Source organism: Xenorhabdus griffiniae (assembly GCF_037265215.1).
In the GTDB taxonomy this organism is placed as follows: domain Bacteria; phylum Pseudomonadota; class Gammaproteobacteria; order Enterobacterales; family Enterobacteriaceae; genus Xenorhabdus; species Xenorhabdus griffiniae.
Window position 1 is genome coordinate 2,471,790 of record NZ_CP147737.1, and the last position, 19,799, is coordinate 2,491,588.

A 19,799-nucleotide genomic window follows, 5' to 3' on the forward strand; every position below is an offset into this window, starting at 1 on the left:
ACTGTCATTTTATAGGATTTATTTATGCACACGGACCTTCACTCTCCTGATTCACTGCGCCAGCTTATCGCTGGCCTGTTTAATCAAAAAAATATTTTGGTGGGCGATCATGACGATTTAATTCGCAATGGACTGGATTCAATGCAAATCATGGCATTGCTAAACCAGTTTAGACGCCAGGGCCATCGTGTCACTCTGCGCGAACTTTACCAAAAGCCAACGCTGTATGCCTGGAGTCAGCTTCTGCAACGCTATGCCCCTGTCACTCATACAGTTTCCCAAGAGACAACGCCACAGCCACGGATTGTTGATGCTAACCCATTCCCATTGACGGCGGTACAACATGCTTATTTTGTTGGGCGTTCACCGGAGCAAACGTTGGGAGGTGTGGGTTGTCATTTGTATCATGAGTTTGATGGTATCGGGCTGGAGCCTGAACAACTGGAAGCGGCTATTCACCTACTGATCCAGCGCCATCCGATGTTACGAGTGCGTTTTTTGCCGGATGGTCGCCAGCAAGGTATGCCCCGCGCTTACTGGAAAAAATTAACGGTTCACGATCTCCGCCATCAGTCCATTGATGAACAGCAACAAGCGCTGGATAACATACGTAACCAATTAAGCCATCGTGTATTACGGGTTGAAGAAGGGGAAACGTTTGATATTCAGCTTAGCCTGTTTGGCGATAAACAACATCGGCTACATACTAATATCGATCTGCTGATCATGGATGCCGCCAGTTTTAGCCTGTTCTTTACCGAACTGGCGGCATTAATTGCCAAACGCAGCCTGCCTGCTATTTCTTCTGACTATGATTTTTGTAGTTACCTGACACAATATCAGGCTCAATTTAAGCAAGCCCGACAGGAAGCAGAGGAATTCTGGCGTAACCGATTAGACACCTTGCCACCTGCCCCTCAACTTCCTCTGGCCAGAGATCCTTCTCTGATAAAAAATGTTCGGATCCAGCGCAGGTGTTTTCGTTTATCGCCTGAACATTGGGAACGTTTTAAACAACTCGCGCAACAAAATGGCGTGACGCCAACGATGGCATTGGCGACGGCATTTGCCGCTTTATTGTGCCGTTGGAGCAATGCAACACGCTTGTTGTTCAACCTGACGCTATTTGACAGAGCTCCGCTGCATAACGCGGTTGACAACATTCTGGCCGATTTTACCAATATTTTGCTGTTGGACATCCCCGGCGATAATTTACCGTTCAGCCAACTGGCTCAGGATGCACAAGCAACATTTACCGAGGCTTACGAACATCGTCACTGGTCTGGTGTCGAAGTTCTGCGTGAACTCAAGAAGCGAGGTAACCACCCACATGGTGCACCGGTTGTGTTCACCAGCAATTTAGGCTGGCCTTTATATGGTGAAAATACCGGTGATGTCCTGGGAAAACCAAGCTGGGGAATATCACAAACCCCCCAGGTATGGCTGGATTTTGTTGCCTTTGAACATGAAAACGTCCTGAACATCCAGTGGGATAGCAACGATGAGCTTTTCCCTGACGGCCTGATGGATACGCTATTCACAACCTATCAAGGGCTGATTGAAAACCTGACGGAAAACGCAACACAATGGCACGAAAAATTACCGGATCTGATGCCTGAGTCGCAATACCGTCTGCGACACCAAATTAATAACACGGTTGAACCGTTACCCAATGCTTTGTTGCATGAAGCGGTGTTTACACAAGCAGAACGCACACCAAATGCTGTGGCTTTAATAGCCCATCATGAACAAATAAGTTATGGCGACCTCAGTCTGGCCGCCCGCCGATTAGCCGCCGTACTGCAAAAAGCGTCGGTTATATCGGGAGATCGCGTTGCCATTAGCATGGAAAAAGGCATTGGACAAATTGTCGCTGTGCTCGCTGTACTTTATGCCGGCGGTGTTTATGTTCCGGTTCCCGTGGATCAACCACTAAGCCGACGTCGCGCTATCTGTGAAAGTGCCGGAATCAATGTCGTTATTATTGATCCTAAACAGCAGAATAATACCTGGTCACAGGATATACATTGCATTTCCTGGCACCAAAATGAGCCATTACTGCCCTTAACTCACATGGCTAAGCGCGCGGTGACTGATCCGGCTTATATCATTTATACCTCTGGTTCAACTGGTATGCCAAAAGGTGTGGTGATTAGCCATCAAAGCGCACTGAATACCTGTCTGGATATCAATCGCCGTCATCAGGTACAAAGCCATGACCGTTTACTGGCACTCTCTGCCCTGCATTTCGACCTCTCTGTGTATGACATTTTTGGCATTCTCAGTGCAGGAGGCGCACTGGTCTTAATTGATGAAGCACAACGCCGCGATCCATCAACCTGGGAAATGCTGATCGAGCGTCATCACGTTACGTTGTGGAACAGTGTACCAGCACTGTTTGATATGTTGCTGACCTATTGTGAAGGGATGGAGGTTGATGCCCCGAAAACACTTCGTACTGTGATGTTGTCCGGGGATTGGATCGGTTTGTCACTGCCTGAGCGTTACCGTGCGTTCAATCCTGATGGTGTATTAAGTGCAATGGGCGGCGCAACGGAAGCGGCTATCTGGTCAAATGAATATATCGTGAAGGAAATTGACCCGCAGTGGCGTTCTATCCCTTATGGGTATCCTCTCACTAACCAGCGTTACCGCGTAGTTGGTGAAGATGGCCGTGATTGCCCTGACTGGGTTGTCGGTGAACTGTGGATTGGGGGTGCTGGTGTAGCGCTGGGCTATTTTAATGATGAAGAACGCACGGCTACCCAATTTGTCATTGATCAGGGAGAACGCTGGTATCGTACTGGCGATCTGGGTTGTTATCACCCCGAAGGCTGGCTTGAATTTATGGGACGCCGTGATAGCCAGGTGAAAATTGGGGGTTACCGGATTGAACTGGGAGAAATTGATGCCGCCCTCAGTCAAGTAACCGGTATCAGTAAAGGTGTTGCCTTAGCCCGTGGTGAAAAAGAAAAGTCTCTGGTGGCATTCCTGGAATTGGAAGGTGATACTTTATGCCAACGCATAAATCGTGCCCCACAATTACCAACACACTATCGTGATCTGTTCCCTGCAATGCGGGCAATAACCGATGATAATCATCATGACGAAGTTGCGCCATTCCTGCTTGAACACCTATCGCGTTACGGCATTACATTGACTTCACCGCAATCGCTCACTGATTGTCTGACGCACTATCAACCTCAGCCGGAATACCATCACTGGTTTGCCCGTATGCTGACGTACCTTTGCCGATGCAATTTATTGACTGAACCTGCACATCATATCTATCAAGCTGGATTACCAGCCACCTCATTCAGTCATGAAGCAAAATGCATTCCTGCACGCTGGCATTCTACGCTGCGTAATATTCTTACCGGACAGCAGGCAGCCGTCACATTACTTGATGATCCGCAATTTGCACCGGAGCAACTGCTCTTTGCCCAACCAGAAACCCAGCAATGGCTGGCAGGGTTGAAACACGTCATCATTGGCCTGTCCCAGCGGTTACAACGCCCCGTTACTTTGATGGAGTTCGATGCCCGCAGCGGCCTCTGTGCTCAGTGGCTGGCAGAACATATCACTGACCAACATCTGTCTTATATCGGCTTTGAACGTTCTCAGGCCCTGATTAACCAGATGCAGACAAGATTAAGTGGCTATACTCACGCATCAGCACAATATTGGTCTGAGAAAAACCGGCCAGAATCGCAACAACATCAGGCAGATATCATCCTGCTAAACAATGTATTACACCGTGAGGAAGACCCAACACGTTGCATCAAAGCGTTGCTTCCACTGGCACAGCCGGGAGCGTTGGTATTGGCAATGGAGTTGCAACAAGCCTCCCCTATTTCCCTGATTACCGCTGAGTTACTTTCACCCCAAGGTATTCGGTTACGTTCTGCGGCAGAGTGGTTATCTCTTCTTCCATTACATGCGGAAACACCGATTACTATCGGCAATTTGAGTGTGTTGTTGATGCAAACAAGTGACAACGTCACCATACCTGATCGGGAAAAAATTAAATCCGCTTTGGCACAACATTTGCCAGGGTATATGATCCCACAGAGCTTGCATGTTATCCCGCACCTGCCCCTGACTCCTAACGGCAAAATCGACCGCAAGGCGCTGGCACAATCTCTTCAGTTCGCCACAAAAACAGCTACAGCGACGCCTCAGCCTGAAATAACCTCACTAAATGCGGTGGAGCAAACCGTTGCCGATAGTTGGCAACGCCTGCTAAATACAGAGCAATTGGGCCGTAACAGCGACTTTTTCCAACTTGGCGGTGACAGCCTTTTAGCTACCCGTTTGATTGGTGACCTGGCACAACAAGGCTTCAAAGGCGAACTCAGTCACCTGTTCCGTCACCCGCAATTGGCGGCGTTTGCCTCAACACTGACTTATTTATCTGAAACTACATCAGAAGCCTATGCAATACCCGAAGAGCAAGATGAATGTCAGCCTTTCCCATTGACCGAAGTTCAGCAAGCTTATCTGGTCGGGCGCTATCCTGGTTTTGCTCTAAGCGGCATTGGTGCACATTTCTTTATCGAATACCGGATAGAACAATTAGATGTTCAGCGCCTGAATCGTGTGTTAAATCGCCTGATCCAACGTCATCCGATGCTCAGGACAGTTGTGATTAATGGACAACAACAGATATTGCAAAATGTCCCGCTTTTCTCCGTTAAACAACACCGATTTGCTGATATGGCTGAAGCAGACACCTTACGCGACCACCTGTCACATCAAGTATTAGATGTCAGTCGCTGGCCGGTGTTCGATTTCCAACTTGCACAAGACAACAGTCCAGTCTCCCGACTATTTGTTAGTCTGGATAACCTGTTATTAGACGGGTTAAGTATGCAGATATTGCTGGCTGAATTAGAGCAGCTATATCTCAACGAACAGCACACATTACCGCCACTGAAAGTGACATTCCGTGAATGTGTATTACGCCAGCAACAAATGCCGGTACACCAGCGTTCACTGCAATACTGGCAAGAGCGAGTGAAAACATTGCCATTGGCTCCGCAATTACCATTGCGTATTGCACCAGAAAATGTCCAATCCCCGCATTTTGTGCGCTATAGCGATCGGTTATCTGCACAGGAATGGGAGCAGTTAAAACAACAGGCGGCCACCCACCAAATAACACCTTCTGCGCTCCTGCTTGCCGCTTATGCCACCGTTCTGTCCGCATTCAGTACCAGACCGGAGCTAACCCTTAATCTGACGCTGTTTGATCGCCCACACTGGCATGAGGATATCAAACATATTCTGGGTGATTTCACCTCATTGTCACTACTGGCCTGGCATCCAGAGAAAAACTGGTTATCAAGTGCGCGTCGGCTGCAACAACAGCTATGGCAAGATCTGGATCACCGCCATATTTCAGCAATCAGAGTGATGCGCGAACTGGCACAGCGCCGTGGTCCCAACGCTGCCGTTATGCCAGTCGTTTTCACCAGTGCGTTGGGAACCCATGAAGGGCAGTTCCTGTCACGTTCATCATGGATGAAACCGGTTTGGGGGATCTCGCAAACGCCACAAATCTGGCTGGATCACCAGGTTTACGAATCTGACAGTGAACTTTGCCTGAACTGGGACGCAGTCGAAGAATTATTTGAGCCACACCAGTTACAAAGCATGTTCAACAGCTATATGGCGCTATTGCGCACGCTCGTTACACAACCGGAAAGTTGGCATTCAGCTTTAGAGCAATTGCTGCCACGCCAGCAAGACACGGTCGTTACAGATAATCCTGTTGTAGCGATGGCACCATCACGCTTAGAAGGCGCCGAGCCACAAATATGCAGTGAAATTCAACGCCTGTTTTTATCTGTAACCCAGTGTCCGATAAATGCACAACAGAACTTTTTTGAGGCAGGAGCCAGCTCGTTACAGCTCATTCAACTGCATAACAAATTACAACATGCGGGCTTCCAGCATCTTGCTGTTACTGATTTATTTGCTTATCCGACACCAGAGACGCTCAGTTTGCGTTGCCGTAAAGAGACACCCGACGGAAACCACCCGTCGATTACCCTTCGTCAACGTCAACAACAAAAGCGTCTGCAACAACGGGAAAAACGTCATAAAGGAGCTGTACAATGACTAACTTAACGCCTCACTACGATAATTGCGATCCCATCGCAGTGATTGGCCTTGCCTGTCGTTTTCCGCAGGCACCAGATAGCGATACTTTTTGGCATAACCTGCAACAGGGGATTGAGTGTACAACGACACTTTCCCGTCAAACATTATTGGATGCAGGTATTCCTCCTGAAGTCATTGATAGTGAAAACTTTGTCAATCAGGCGGCAATACTGGAAAACGCGGAACAATTTGATGCCACACTGTTTGGCTATTCGCGTCAGGAAGCAGAAATGCTCGATCCTCAACAGCGTCTATTCCTACAAACAGCCTGGCACGCGCTTGAACATGCCGGTTATGCGCCACGAAATATCGCCCTGAAAACCGGTGTCTTTGGTAGCAGCCGGATCAGTACCTGGCCTTCGTGGTCACAGTTTGCGATGACCGATGTTGGCAAAGTGAAAGGGTTACAGGCATTAATGAGTAACGATAAAGATTATCTTGCGACTCGTACTGCCTATAAATTAAATCTGAAAGGGCCTGCCCTCACCGTACAAACAGCCTGCTCAAGTTCACTGGTTGCCGTACATATGGCTTGCGAGAACCTGCGTTCCGGTGAGTGTGACATGGCTCTGGCCGGTGGTGTGGCGGTTTCTTTCCCACAAGAAAGTGGTTACTTGTATCAACCCGGGATGATCTTCTCACCTGACGGGCATTGTCGTCCTTTTGATAGCCAGGCAAATGGCACCTACGGTGGCAATGGTGTTGGTGTTGTTGCATTGAAACGTCTGAGTGATGCCTTACGCGACGGCGATCCCATCATGGCCGTATTGCGTGGCAGTGCCATTAATAACGATGGCAACGAAAAAGTGGGCTTTACTGCACCTTCAGTGAATGGCCAACGCCGTGTGATTAGCGAAGCATTACAACTGGCTGATGTCAGCATTGATGACATTGGCATGATTGAAGCGCATGGCACAGGAACACCCCTTGGTGATCCCATAGAAGTTGATGCATTACGCACTGTATTCTCTGACCGCAGTGGAGCAGTTCCGCCTTGTTACCTTGGCTCCGTGAAAAGCAACATCGGCCATCTCGATACTGCCGCAGGCATTGCCAGTTTGATCAAAGCGGTTCTGTCCGTCTGGCATGGTTACATTCCTCCAACAATCAATGTACAGCAACCCAATCCGGCATTACGGTTGCAAGAAAGCCCATTCAGGCTGGCAACACAAGGACAACGTTGGACGCAAGAATTACGAACTGCCGGCGTTTCTTCATTCGGTATTGGCGGCACCAACTGTCATATTGTGGTGCAATCATTGCCAACAGAATTACACCGCCGTGATGTCAATCATTCACCAACAGCGCCGTTACTGCTCTCCGCGGCTTCTGAATCCTCATTGCGTCAATTGGCACAACGCTACGCGACTGCGCTCAATAATACCCCTGAACGTTATGCCGATCTGGCCTGGACTGCCTTACAAGGGCGCGATATTTCACTGCCCTGGCGTTTAGCGCTGACAATATCACCACACGATATAGGGAAAAATGCGGCCAGTTTATCCGCTTTTGCGGGCAATATACCAACACCGAACATTTTTAGCGGACAAGCTAAGAATGAAAACAAGCAATTGTGGCAATTCAGCGGTCAGGGATGCCAATGGTCTGGTATGGGAAAAGCCATGTATGCCAGCTCTCCGGTTTTCTCCGCCATGTTAGATCGTTGCTGTGCAGCCTGTGCTTGCGAGTTAGCGCTGCCATTAAAAGCCGTTATGTTCGGCGAGCATGATGCTGCATTAGCGACTACCGAATATGCACAACCGGCCATTGTGGCACATCAAATTGCATTGGCAGCCCATTGGCGTGCACTTGGGCTCAAACCGGATTATGTCCTCGGGCATTCCGTTGGTGAATTCGCAGCTGCCGTTGTTGCCGGAATTTTTACGCCTGAACAAATCATGCCGCTGGTCGCCGCTCGCGGCAAACTGATGCAAAACTGCTCCCAGGGAGGAGCAATGCTGGCAGTCTTTGCCAACGAAGAAGATATTTGTCCTGTTACTGATTCATTATCTTTGGATCTGGCGGTTTGCAATGGCCCACAACACTGGGTTTGGGCCGGCACTGAGACAGAAATTGAGCTTCTGGCACAACGTCTGGCACAGCAGCAGATCCGCTGCCAACGGCTTAAGGTTGCCTGTGCCGCACATTCAGCCATGCTTGATCCTGTTCTGGCAGACTTTTCCCTGTATTGCAGTCGGTTACAACCTGCATCGGGAGAAATTCCGCTCATTTCTACCTTGACAGCCAATCTGGCAAGTGATGAGCAATTAGGTTCACCAGATTACTGGTGTAACCATATGCGCCACACGGTACGTTATCACCAGGCCATCGAGTTTGCCCGCCAGCAAGGTGTGGCACTGTTCATGGAGTTTGGGGCTGATGCACAGCTAACAGGGATCGGACGACGTGGCAGTCTGCCGCTGGAAACCTGGATTGCGAGTACACATCGTCAACGCTCCCCAGAGGCAGCTCAACAAACGGCACTTATGCAACTTTACTGTGCCGGTGCACATCTTGACTGGCCGCATCTTTTCCCCTTTGCCGGAGTAAAATGCCATGCGCCACTCTATCCATTTGATGAGCAGCATTACAGCTTCTCTGCAACCGAATTACCTGCCAATAGAACCGGACAACCTTTAGCCAATAGCCTTATTGAGCTTGATGTCAATTCCCTGCTTGATCCTGCCATTGAGCAAAACCCTGATGCAGCGATATTGCGGGCATTGTATACCGATGCATTGATATATCAGTGCCATGGGCGTGACGCTGAACAAGGTTTCAGTGCCATCGACACCATTCGGGCTGGTCGGCTACAACCCTGCTGGCGTCCGTTGCTGGAGCAGCTATTAACCCACTGTGTACAGCAAGGCTATTACCAGGAAATTTCCGTTCCAGCGGTAAGTAAAATATATCGTCCTTACCGTGCCTTGCCTTATGCCAGACGCCGGTTATTGGAGGCGCGTTTATTCGCGGCTTTCCCGGCACTAATTTATGCTGGTGAGCGCCTGTTCGCTCTATTAAGTGATCGTGCTGATCTGCCTCGTCAATCAGTGGCATCCCAAACGATGGCAAAAGCCTGGCTTCCTGCCCCCCAACCATGCCCTGATACTCACTATGTCTTGCATTGGCGCCCAATAAACACCGCGGATAGACAGAAATTTTCAACGCCCTATACGCTTCGCTCTTCAACAGCAAATAGCGAGACGATAAGTCATTGGCGTCAGGCCGGTATTCATTTACAACCTGAAAGTGGCAATACGTTATTGCTGCTCACAGGCAATGATGTTGCAGAATTATGTGATCAGGTTATTCATGAACTAAAACGCGACGAAACAACACCGTTAACCGTTATAACCTGCTGCGCTCAACCAGAATCCACCTTGTTAAAAGAGGATATCAATCCCGCCCAATATGCTATTTGGGCCTTGCTGCGTGTTGCCGTTGAAGAATACCCCCATCGTCGCATTCAGGCGATTGATATCGCTGATGTCAACGACGCTGACGCGTTATCATTCGCACTTGGCTATCTGGATGAAGGCCATCAACGCTGGCTGCGAGTACGTGGAAAACAAATCGCTGTCCCTGTTTTACAGCGCCAGCCATTACCATTATTACCGCAGCCGGTATCCATTCCTCATCAGGGTTGGCACATTATTACGGGTGGAATGGGCGGTATCGGTCGCATTTCCATTCGTTGGTTGCTATCCCAGGGTGCGGGCAAAATTGCCGTGTTTGCCCGCCGCAAACAGGCTGATTGGGATGATTTTGTGCAAGAATTGTCATTGAATAACGAATGTGAAATACGTTGGGTTAACCTTGATGTCACTGATACGTCAGCCTTGCTAAATGCGGTGCAAACTCTGGCACAAGAAGATCGTATTGCTGGCGCGATCCATGCCGCAGGCATTGCTGACCACACCCCGCTGGCAAAACTTGAGCGTCAACACCTGTCACAAATATTATCCGTCAAAGCTCACAGCGCATCAGCACTGCAAACTGCGCTCCAACAACATCATGCACAGTACCTGCTGTTGCACGCATCTGCTGCATCAATGCTAGGTGCCCAAGGGCAAGGTGCTTATGCAATCGCCAACGCTTGTCTGGAATCCTTAGCGCTGACAGCACCAAATCAATTAATGGTTAAAACGTTGGTTTGGGGCGTTTGGGGTGGCATTGGTATGGCCAGCGACCGACGGTTGGTAGAAAAACTGGCGCAAGATGGCATGTTACCGTTCAGCACAAATGAAGGTATCTGGCATCTCAACCAATCTTTGCATACTTCATCAGCTTGCTATCTGGCAATGCGGTTAGATGAACATCACCCTGATATTTTGCGGCGCTTACAGGCTGGTGTGTCCGATACTATCTCGTCACTTTCTGCCGATAACACGTTGTATCAGGATAATGAACAACGGCTTAACTGGCTGCGTCAGCATGTTGCAACATTATTACGTCTGGAACAAATTGAACATTTAGAGCCGCACCAAGATTTATTGCAATTCGGTTTGGATTCCCTGCTATTCCTGGAGTTAAACGCGGCGATCCACCAGCAATTTGGCTTTAGGTTGACCGCAGGTTTGGCTTACCAAAATATGACGCTGGCGGGGCTTAATACGCTCATTGGCGATGCCCTGCCTGAACAGCCTGTCACCTCTTCCCAGCCAGCGGTGATTGTTGACAGCGCCCAGCGCCACGCCCCCTTCCCTCTGACACCCATTCAGCACGCCTACTGGATTGGTCGTACACAGGCCATTGATTTTGGGGGTGTTGCTTGTCATGTCTTATTTGAATGGGATCTGGCACTGGATAGCTTTGATATCCCGCGTTTTGAACAGGCATGGAATGCGTTGATTCAGCGTCATGGCATGTTGCGCATGATAGTCGATGAAGACGGGCAACAAAGGATCTTGCCGGAAACACCGTGGTATGTTCTGTCTCAGGCTGATTTGCGTACACTGGATGATACCGCCTGCGAACAGGAGTTAGCCCAGCGTCGCCATACTCTCTCCTACCAAGTACCACCGGCAGAACAGTGGCCACTGTTTGACGTCTCTGTATCACTGCTACCGAATGAACGTTGTCGCTTACATATGAACCTGGATCTGTTGCAGTTTGATGTACAGAGTTTCAGGATCATGATGGATGATCTACAACTCGCTTATCATCAACAACCTCTGGCCCCACAAGCATTTACTTTCCGCGATTATGTGATGGCAGAACAAGCGCAACGTGAAAGTAAAGAGTGGCGGGCATCATGGGCATATTGGCAGGAACAACTACTTTCATTGCCACCGGCGCCACGATTACCGTTGGCGCCACAATTGCCCCAACGTAGCCAACCACAATTCACAACTTATGAAGGTCGATTGGCACAATCTGACTGGCAATGTCTCAAACAAAGCTGGAAAAAATGGGGAGTTACCCCTTCTGCAGGTCTGTTGACGCTGTTTGCCCATACCCTTGAATGGTACAGCCGTCATCCGCTGTTTACGCTCAACCTGACATTCTTTAACCGGCAACCTTTTCATCCAGAGGTGCAAGAGCTGATTGGTGATTTTACCTCGGTGATGTTGATGGATTTTGATTTACGCAAGACAACATCCCTACGAGCCAGCATGGAAAAAACCCAGGCTTTGCTCTGGCAACGGTTGAGCCATAGCCATGTCAATGGTGTTGAGGTATTGCGGGAACTTGGCCGCCAACAAAACGGTGAAACCCAAAGCAGGCAGCCGCTGACACCGGTCGTTTTCACCAGTATGTTAGGAATGGCACAAGAAGGCGTCGCTATCAAACAATCCATCACCCAATTACTGGGCGATCCGGTCTTTGTTCTCAGTCAGACGCCACAAGTCTGGTTAGATCATCAGGTCATGGAAGTCGATGGTGATCTGCTATTTAACTGGTACTGCATGGATAATGTGCTAGAGGCAGGCGTTATTGAGTCACTGTTTGCCGCTTATAATGCACTGTTAGTGCAAATTTGCCGCCAGCCTGAACACATGGCGTATTACAACCTGCATACGCCACCGTCTGGTCATACGCGTTATGACTTCTGGCCACAACACCCTGAATTGCGTCAAGCCGAACATTATCTGCGTACTAAGCCTGAAATACGGCTGGCAGAAATTCAGCCACGTCAGGATGATACACAAGGTTACAACCTGTGGTTGGTTGCAGAAGATCATTTGCCCTTATCACTGCCAGAAACACGGGTTATCAACACCGATACCTTACCGCTCCCCACGTTAGCAGAACAACACGCGTTTGAACGCTCCTGGCAACATATTGAGCAACAAGCATTATTTGGCTTGAGCCAAACTTTACTGCGCCATAACTTATTCACTGCTGTACAACAATATCACTCTCGTGCAGAGATTGAACAACGCTTACAACTGGCACCACAGTATCAACGCCTGCTGACTCAATGGCTGGCATTGTTCAATAGCCAGGGATTTATTGAAAAAATCGCTGACGGATACCGTTGTCTGCAACCACTTAGCCATGTTCCAGCCCCTACAGCAAAACTGGATGACGCACAATGGTGTCAAACCATCAGCCGATATATAGCAACCTGCATCGAACAACATGACAGCCTGCTTGCCGGACGTGGCAATGCATTGGAACTGCTGTTTGCCGATAAACAAATCACTGCCAGCCTCTACAGTGAAAATCCCGCATTACGTTGCCTGAACCAGGCTGCCGCTGAAATTGTCCGACAATTGAGCCAGACATCCGAACATTTCACTGTACTGGAAGTCGGAGCAGGAACCGGTGCAACCTCAGAGAAGGTATTGGCACACAATGCACACGCCATTCAAAACTACCATTTTACTGATGTTTCACCACTATTCCTGGATGACGCACGCCAGTTACTCCATCACTACGGCGAAACGGTAAAATTTGCCCTGTTTGATATTAATCAGCGTATTGATTTTAGTCAGCACCCAGCATCCGGTTATGACCTGATTATGGCGGTTAACGTATTACATGATGCGCTCCATCTGAAGAATACCCTGCGACGCCTCTCCCGATTATTGAAAGCCGGCGGATGGTTGCTAATTATTGAATCAACCAAACGCGAAAGCGCCATGCAACTCACCAGTGTCGGATTTATTGAAGGTATTAACGCCTGGGTTGATGATCGCGGTGATGATCATGGTAATAGTGCATTGATGGAACTTGCGGGTTGGCGTAATTGCCTGACGCAGTCCGGTTATCGGGTTTCATTAGAATGGCCGGGGCAAAACGGGCCTGAACTGCATCAACAACTGATCCTGGCACGAGCTGAACAACAAGCACGGCTTAATATCAGTGAAATAACCGCCCAATTTTCTACCTTGCCTTACTCATTGCATATTCAACAGCAAGAGCAATTGCCGTTGATAGTGACAGCGAAAGAGAGCATGGTACAACCGTTAATCGCGGAAACCGGACAACCAGACACAGAAGATGATCAGCTTCATGAGATTGAACAACAAGTCATTGCGCTCTGGCGTTCACTGCTTCCTCAGTCAATACAGCGCCACAGTGACTTTTTCCAAAGTGGCGGTGACAGCCTGATTGCCACCCGAATGGTCGTGCAACTACGTCGTCAGGGTTACGAACAAGCCAATCTGCAACAGCTATTCGAACATCCTAAGTTGAGTGAATTTTGCCGTACTCTGCGGGTAACCGAATCCCGTCCAGAGACACTTGCGATATCGCAGCAAACTGAGCCTGCATCTGAGCAAATTTTGCCACTGACCGCACTGCAATACGCTTATTGGCTGGGAGAGAGCCAACTGTTTCAATTTGGTAACGGTATCGCTCATTTCTATGCTGAGCTGGCTATCAACGGGCTTGATCTGCCTCGTTTTACCCACGCCTGGAACCGTGTGATAAGCCATCATGCGCAACTACGTGGTTATGTGAAGGATGGGCAATATCATATTTTGCCGCAAGTTCCCCGCTATACACCGACAGTTATTGATTGCCGTGCCATGATGCCGAATGAACGCGAGATGCAACTGCATCATGCCCGCGACACGCTACGTACTCAAGGCGTTCCCAGCGACAACTGGCCGCTGTTTGATTTAACCCTGTACCATACCGATGATCGGACGCATTTATTGCATTTGACCATCGACCTGTTGGTTGCGGATGGTAAGAGCCTGACGTTAATCCTGCGCGATTTACACCATTGGTATCAGGAACCTGACTGGCAGCCAGCGCCACCGGCAGCAACAATTGGCGACTATATTCAGGCACTGGAGAATGAAGAAACCGGAGAAACCTGGCAACAAAGCCGGCAATACTGGCTTGATCGCTTACCTTCGTTGCCGGATGCTCCGGTGTTACCACTGCAAGATCACCAGTCACAGCAACTCAATCAACAATGCCTGACCGGACATATCAGCCCACAACAATGGCAGCGTTTGCAACAGCGTGCAGCAGAATACCGCATATCACCGTCACAAGTGATGCTAACGCTATTTACCCATGTTTTATCCGTGTGGAGCAGCAACGAGCATTTTACAATCAATGTCCTGCATGGTAACCGCCTGTTAATGCCTCAGTATTGCGATACGTTAGTCGGCAATCTGTCTACCACATCATTGCTGGAAGTGGATCTGCGTAATATCACAGGGTTTAGTGAGGCTGTAAGCCGGATACAGCGGCAATGGCTGGCCGATCTTCAACACGCGCTGTTTGACGGGCAACGGGTACTCAGGGAGAAAAACCAACATCGCCACAACCTCAACGCGGGTATGCCAATTGTATTCAATGATACAACCGGCACAGCGGGTAAAGGACCAGCAGGGTTGGGAACACTCAATCTTTTTGGTGCGCAAACTCCCCATGTTTATCTCGACTGTATGTTAATTTCCGGCACAGAAGGTGGTGTCACCATACAATGGGCGATCTTGCCACAACTGTTCCAGCCTCAGGTTGCGGAAAACATGTTTGCCCATTATCAAGCGTGTATCACTGCCTTGCTCGAACCGGATTACTCATGGAATACCCCGCTGCCTGACTGGCTGCCAGCAAGTGATCGCGCTTTGTGCCAGAACAGTAATGCGACAAAAAACGTGTTTCCATCACACACGCTCTGCTCGCTCATTGAACAGGCTGTAAATCGTTACCCACAACGTACTGCTGTGGTCGATACCTCTCGTCAGATTGACTATCGCACTTTGTGGTCACAAAGCCTGACACTGGCAGCCCATCTGCAAGCACAGGAAAATCAGGCTTCATCCCTGATTGGTGTGGTCATGGAAAAAGGCTGGGAACAGGTTGTCGCCGTTCTTGCAATTTTATTCGCAGGACGGGCTTATCTGCCTATTGATGCCAGTTATCCGCAACAGCGGATCCATCAGCTATTGGCATCAGGGAAAGTTGATACTGTACTGACGCAACCTAAGTTTGCTCAACAGCTGAATTGGCCTGAGCATACCCACGTCATCTCTCTGGATGAAACATGGCTCAATCACTTACCTGTCACCGAAGCACAACGTTTAGCTGTACACCCCGAAGATTTGGCTTATGTCATCTTCACCTCCGGCTCGACCGGAAAACCAAAGGGCGTAATGATAGATCATCAGGGTGCTGTCAACACGATCTTGGATATTAATCAACGCATTGCGCTCAATGAGCACGATAGCGTATTGGCAATATCAGAGTTAACCTTCGATCTTTCCGTTTATGATCTCTTCGGCACATTGAGCCGTGGGGCAAAACTGGTTATTCCTGCTCCTGGAGACACTAAACAACCTGACAAACTGCTGGCATGGTTACAACAAGAATCGGTCACTGTTTGGAATTCCGTGCCAGCATTTGTGCAACTGCTTGAGGAATATGCCCGAAGCTATTCTCATTCTCTAAATAGCCTGCGTTGGATATTGATGAGTGGTGACTGGATACCCACCCATTTGCCGGCAAAATTGTCTGCCCTTCACCCTGCGCTTAACCTGCTCAGTTTGGGCGGCGCAACCGAAGCATCAATATGGTCTATTGCTTATCCTATCGCACACGTCGAGCCTCATTGGAGCAGCATTCCCTATGGCAAGCCTTTGGCTAATCAGACTTTCTATGTGCTTAATTCAGCATTGTCACCTTGTCCGGTCTGGGTAACCGGCGAGCTTTATATTGGTGGACGTGGACTTGCCTTGGGTTATTGGAATGATACAGAAAAAACGCAACAAGCCTTTATCATTCATCCCCAAACAGGTGAGCGGCTCTACCGTACCGGTGATTTAGGTCGCTGGCGGCCAGACGGTAATATCGAATTTCTGGGGCGCAATGATCATCAGATTAAAATTCGGGGTTACCGGATTGAATTGGGTGAAATCGAGCATCGCTTATGTGAACACCCTGACATACAACAAGCGATAGTCTTTGCGCATACGACGTCAAACGGAGCATTGCAGCTCGTCGCCGGCTTACGTTTAACCGATACTGCGTCAGTATCTGCCGAACTGTTACCGATACTGCCGCATTGGTTGCAGCAAACCTTGCCAGTTTGGATGTGTCCACAGCGCTTTATCATTCTCGATACGATACCCGTATCTGACAACGGTAAAATCGACAGACGTACATTAATGACTCTGGTTGAAAAAGTGCAAGAAAGTGACTCAGCACCATCAGTGACTCTCAGCGCGACAGGACAAACGGTATTAAACCTTTGGGAAGCCGTATTAGAGCAACAAGATATTAACGTGCATGAAAGTTTCTTTACTCTTGGCGGGGATTCTCTGGCAGCAGTACGCTTAATGGTGCAAATCAATCAGATATTTAATCGCCAATACCCGCTCAGCCTGTTGCAAACTTACGATACCGTACATTCACTGGCGGAATTTATTGAGCACCACCCAGAAAATACGTGTCAAGGCGTGATATTAAACAAAGGGAACATTGCACGATCTACCTTAGAACGATCCACCTTAGAAGACTCCACCTTGTTTATCGTCCATCCAATTGGTGGGCACCTGTTAGGATACCGTCATTTGGCTGCCAATTTTGACGCCCAGCGCATGATTGGCCTGGCATTTGCGCCAGAAAGCATGAATACCGATAAACCTTCTGTCGTTGCGCTGGCCACGGATTACATCAGTCAAATCCGTAAATTCCAGCCTAAAGGACCTTATGCACTGGCGGGTTGGTCTTTCGGTGGATTAGTGGCTTATGAAATGGCCCATCAATTACGTGCTGCCGGTGAAAGTGTTTCCCATTGCATCCTGATTGATAGTTTCGCGCCGAATGTGCGCACGGATCTGACGCTGGATGATACATGCTGCCATCGTCATTTCCTGCTCGATTTACAAGGACAATTCCCTGGGCTGGAGCTGGATAACAGCGCTATCACAGCAAACACGGAAACCTTCCTGCAAGCATTGCACCAAGCCTTACCGCAATCTGCACAGATGGATAACTCACTGGCTGAGCTTTACGCCATCTGGCAGCATAATCTGCGGGCATTGCTTGACTATTGTCCACCACAAACTTCACAACCTTTCAGCCTTATTCGGGCAAGGCAGGCATTGCCTGATTTTATGGATTACCTCGATTCAACAACCATTACCTCAACTGATCTTGGCTGGCAGGCTTTCGGACCAGTCAATGTGACACAGCTTGATGGTGATCATTACAGCCTATTCCACAAACATGTCGGCTCTCTGGTTGCGTGTCTGAAAAACATCCTGAGTTTAGTTCCAATTGTTAAGGAGAACATATGATAAAGCTACGGCGGGTTCTGATTGTCGGTTCAAAATTTGGTGAACTGTATCTTAATGCGTTTCTACAGCCTCGGTCAGATCTGGAACTGGCCGGAATTCTGGCGCAAGGAAGCCCTCGTTCACAACAACTTGCCCGCGATTTCAATGTCCCCCTATTCCGTTCATTGGATGAATTGCCGGATGATATCGATATTGCCTGTGTGGTCATACGCGCAGAGGTTATTGGTGGCGAAGGCGACCAATTAACTCAGGCGTTATTGGCACGGGGCATTTCGGTCATTCAGGAACATCCTCTTGATGCAGAAGCGATCAAAAGACACCAATCAACAGCTAACCAGCATAATGCTATGTTTTGGGTAAACAGCTTTTACAGCCAATGTCAGGCTGGCAGAAGTTGGTTACATGCGGCTCATCAAATCGAGCAATTATCACAGCAACGTCCGGTAAGTGGCTATCTGACAACCAGCCGCCAGTTACTTTTTTCCGCCCTTGATCTGTTGTTACAGGGCTGTCATTGCCCGGAACAGATTGAGATAGCTTATGTAGGTCAGCGAAACAATGCATTTCATCGCTTTGAACTCAGCATAGCGGGAACCACAATAACGTTAGATGTTCAATCCTATCTGGACCCCAGGGATCCCGATATGCACAACCTGGTCATGCATAAAATGACGCTAATTTGGCCGGCCGGTTATCTGACGCAGGAAGCCAGCTATGGACCGGTTATCTGGACACCGGTTCTTCATGCACCAAACCATCTGAATAATGAACAGAGTCTTTACCTGAATGCCGGCCAGCCGGAAGGCGCTTATCTGCACCAGACAACATCACAAATTCTTTGTCCGGCAACGCAAAATTGGATGACTGCATTTGAATGTGATGGTGCCGAAGGTGTGGCACGCCTCCTCAATACCTTGAATTCAGTATTGAATGGGGCACTCTGCCCCCCTGCTTTTAGCTACGATTACCAATTGCGGCTGGCAGGCTTGTGGCAACAAGTTTTACGCATGATGGGAGAGCCGGTTACTCAAGAGCTACAGCCACCCGTCTGGATTGATCCAACCCAATTGATGTTAATTAAGGAAGAAAACTGATGACGTGGAAACTTCCTGTCCATCCAATGATCCGTCCATGCCTGACGACGCATAGCAAACCTAAATATACGCTGCTCATCTGCCCCTTTGCTGGGGGCAGTACCAGTGCATTTCGGAATTGGTCCACATTGGAAGATTCCGATATTGCGGTTTCACTGGTGATTTATCCCGGACGTGACAGCCGTATGAATGAACATGCTGTTACCCGCATTACGCCATTGGCTCAGTCGCTTTCTGATGTGATCAGATCGTTGACTCCCGCACAGAGAGAAAACCTGATACTGGTCGGCCACAGCATGGGAGCGCAAGTCGCTTTTGAAACCTGCCGACACCTTGAACAACATCTCTGTGCCCCCAAGGCATTGGTACTTTCGGGATGTCATGCCCCTCATCTTCAATCCCGCCGCAAACTGAGTGGATTGCCTGATCATGAATTCATTGAACAACTGATTGATATTGGCGGTTGCAGCCCGATTTTACGGGAAGATCCTGAACTACTTGCCCTGTTCTTACCCATGTTACGGGCTGATTTTTTTGCTACAGAGCACTATTACCACGCTATTCAGCCGGATTCAGTAAAACTACAAACCCCCACATTGTTGCTTTATGGCACTGAGGACAAAGAAGCTTCCGCGGTGGAAGTTCAGCAGTGGCACCATTGGCTTGCAAGTGACAAACAAAATCTTGCGGATTGCTGCCAAGAAATTGCTGGCGATCATTTTTACATTACACAAAAACCACAGAATTTTATTCTTCACGTTACCCAATTTATGCAATATGTTTATTCAAAGGAGTTCGCATAATGGCACCTTTTTCTATCCCAGAGAAC

4 protein-coding genes are annotated in these 19,799 nt (G+C 48.8%); all 4 read left to right on the plus strand.

Annotation, left to right across the window (positions count from 1 at the left end):
* Positions 1-24 precede the first annotated feature (24 nt).
* From WDV75_RS10635 to WDV75_RS10650, 4 genes are read left to right on the plus strand one after another with little or no spacing between them, the layout of a single operon-like run.
* Positions 25-6,123 (plus strand): non-ribosomal peptide synthetase, encoded by a 6,099-nt coding sequence (locus WDV75_RS10635; protein WP_273558148.1) that lies wholly within the window; start codon positions 25-27, stop codon positions 6,121-6,123.
* On the plus strand, positions 6,120-17,876 hold the full coding sequence (locus tag WDV75_RS10640; protein ID WP_273558149.1) for a non-ribosomal peptide synthetase/type I polyketide synthase: 11,757 nt from the start codon (positions 6,120-6,122) through the stop codon (positions 17,874-17,876). Before WDV75_RS10635 ends, WDV75_RS10640 begins: the two co-directional genes overlap by 4 nt.
* Positions 17,873-18,970: a Gfo/Idh/MocA family oxidoreductase gene (locus tag WDV75_RS10645; RefSeq protein WP_273558150.1), complete on the plus strand. Its 1,098-nt coding sequence runs from the start codon at positions 17,873-17,875 to the stop codon at positions 18,968-18,970. The genes WDV75_RS10640 and WDV75_RS10645 overlap by 4 nt, the downstream gene beginning before the upstream one ends.
* The gene (locus WDV75_RS10650) at positions 18,970-19,773 is read left to right on the plus strand and encodes a thioesterase II family protein (protein WP_273558151.1); all 804 of its coding nucleotides are present in this window, start codon (positions 18,970-18,972) and stop codon (positions 19,771-19,773) included. Before WDV75_RS10645 ends, WDV75_RS10650 begins: the two co-directional genes overlap by 1 nt.
* Positions 19,774-19,799: the final 26 nt, after the last annotated feature.

What these genes read in the sequence shown, in the direction of transcription:
- WDV75_RS10645 (WP_273558150.1), top strand. Translation starts at nt 17,873, where the DNA reads ATGATAAAGCTACGGCGGGTTCTGATTGTCGGTTCAAAATTTGGTGAA.
- WDV75_RS10650 (WP_273558151.1), top strand. Translation starts at nt 18,970, where the DNA reads ATGACGTGGAAACTTCCTGTCCATCCAATGATCCGTCCATGCCTGACG.
- WDV75_RS10640 (WP_273558149.1), top strand. Translation starts at nt 6,120, where the DNA reads ATGACTAACTTAACGCCTCACTACGATAATTGCGATCCCATCGCAGTG.
- WDV75_RS10635 (WP_273558148.1), top strand. Translation starts at nt 25, where the DNA reads ATGCACACGGACCTTCACTCTCCTGATTCACTGCGCCAGCTTATCGCT.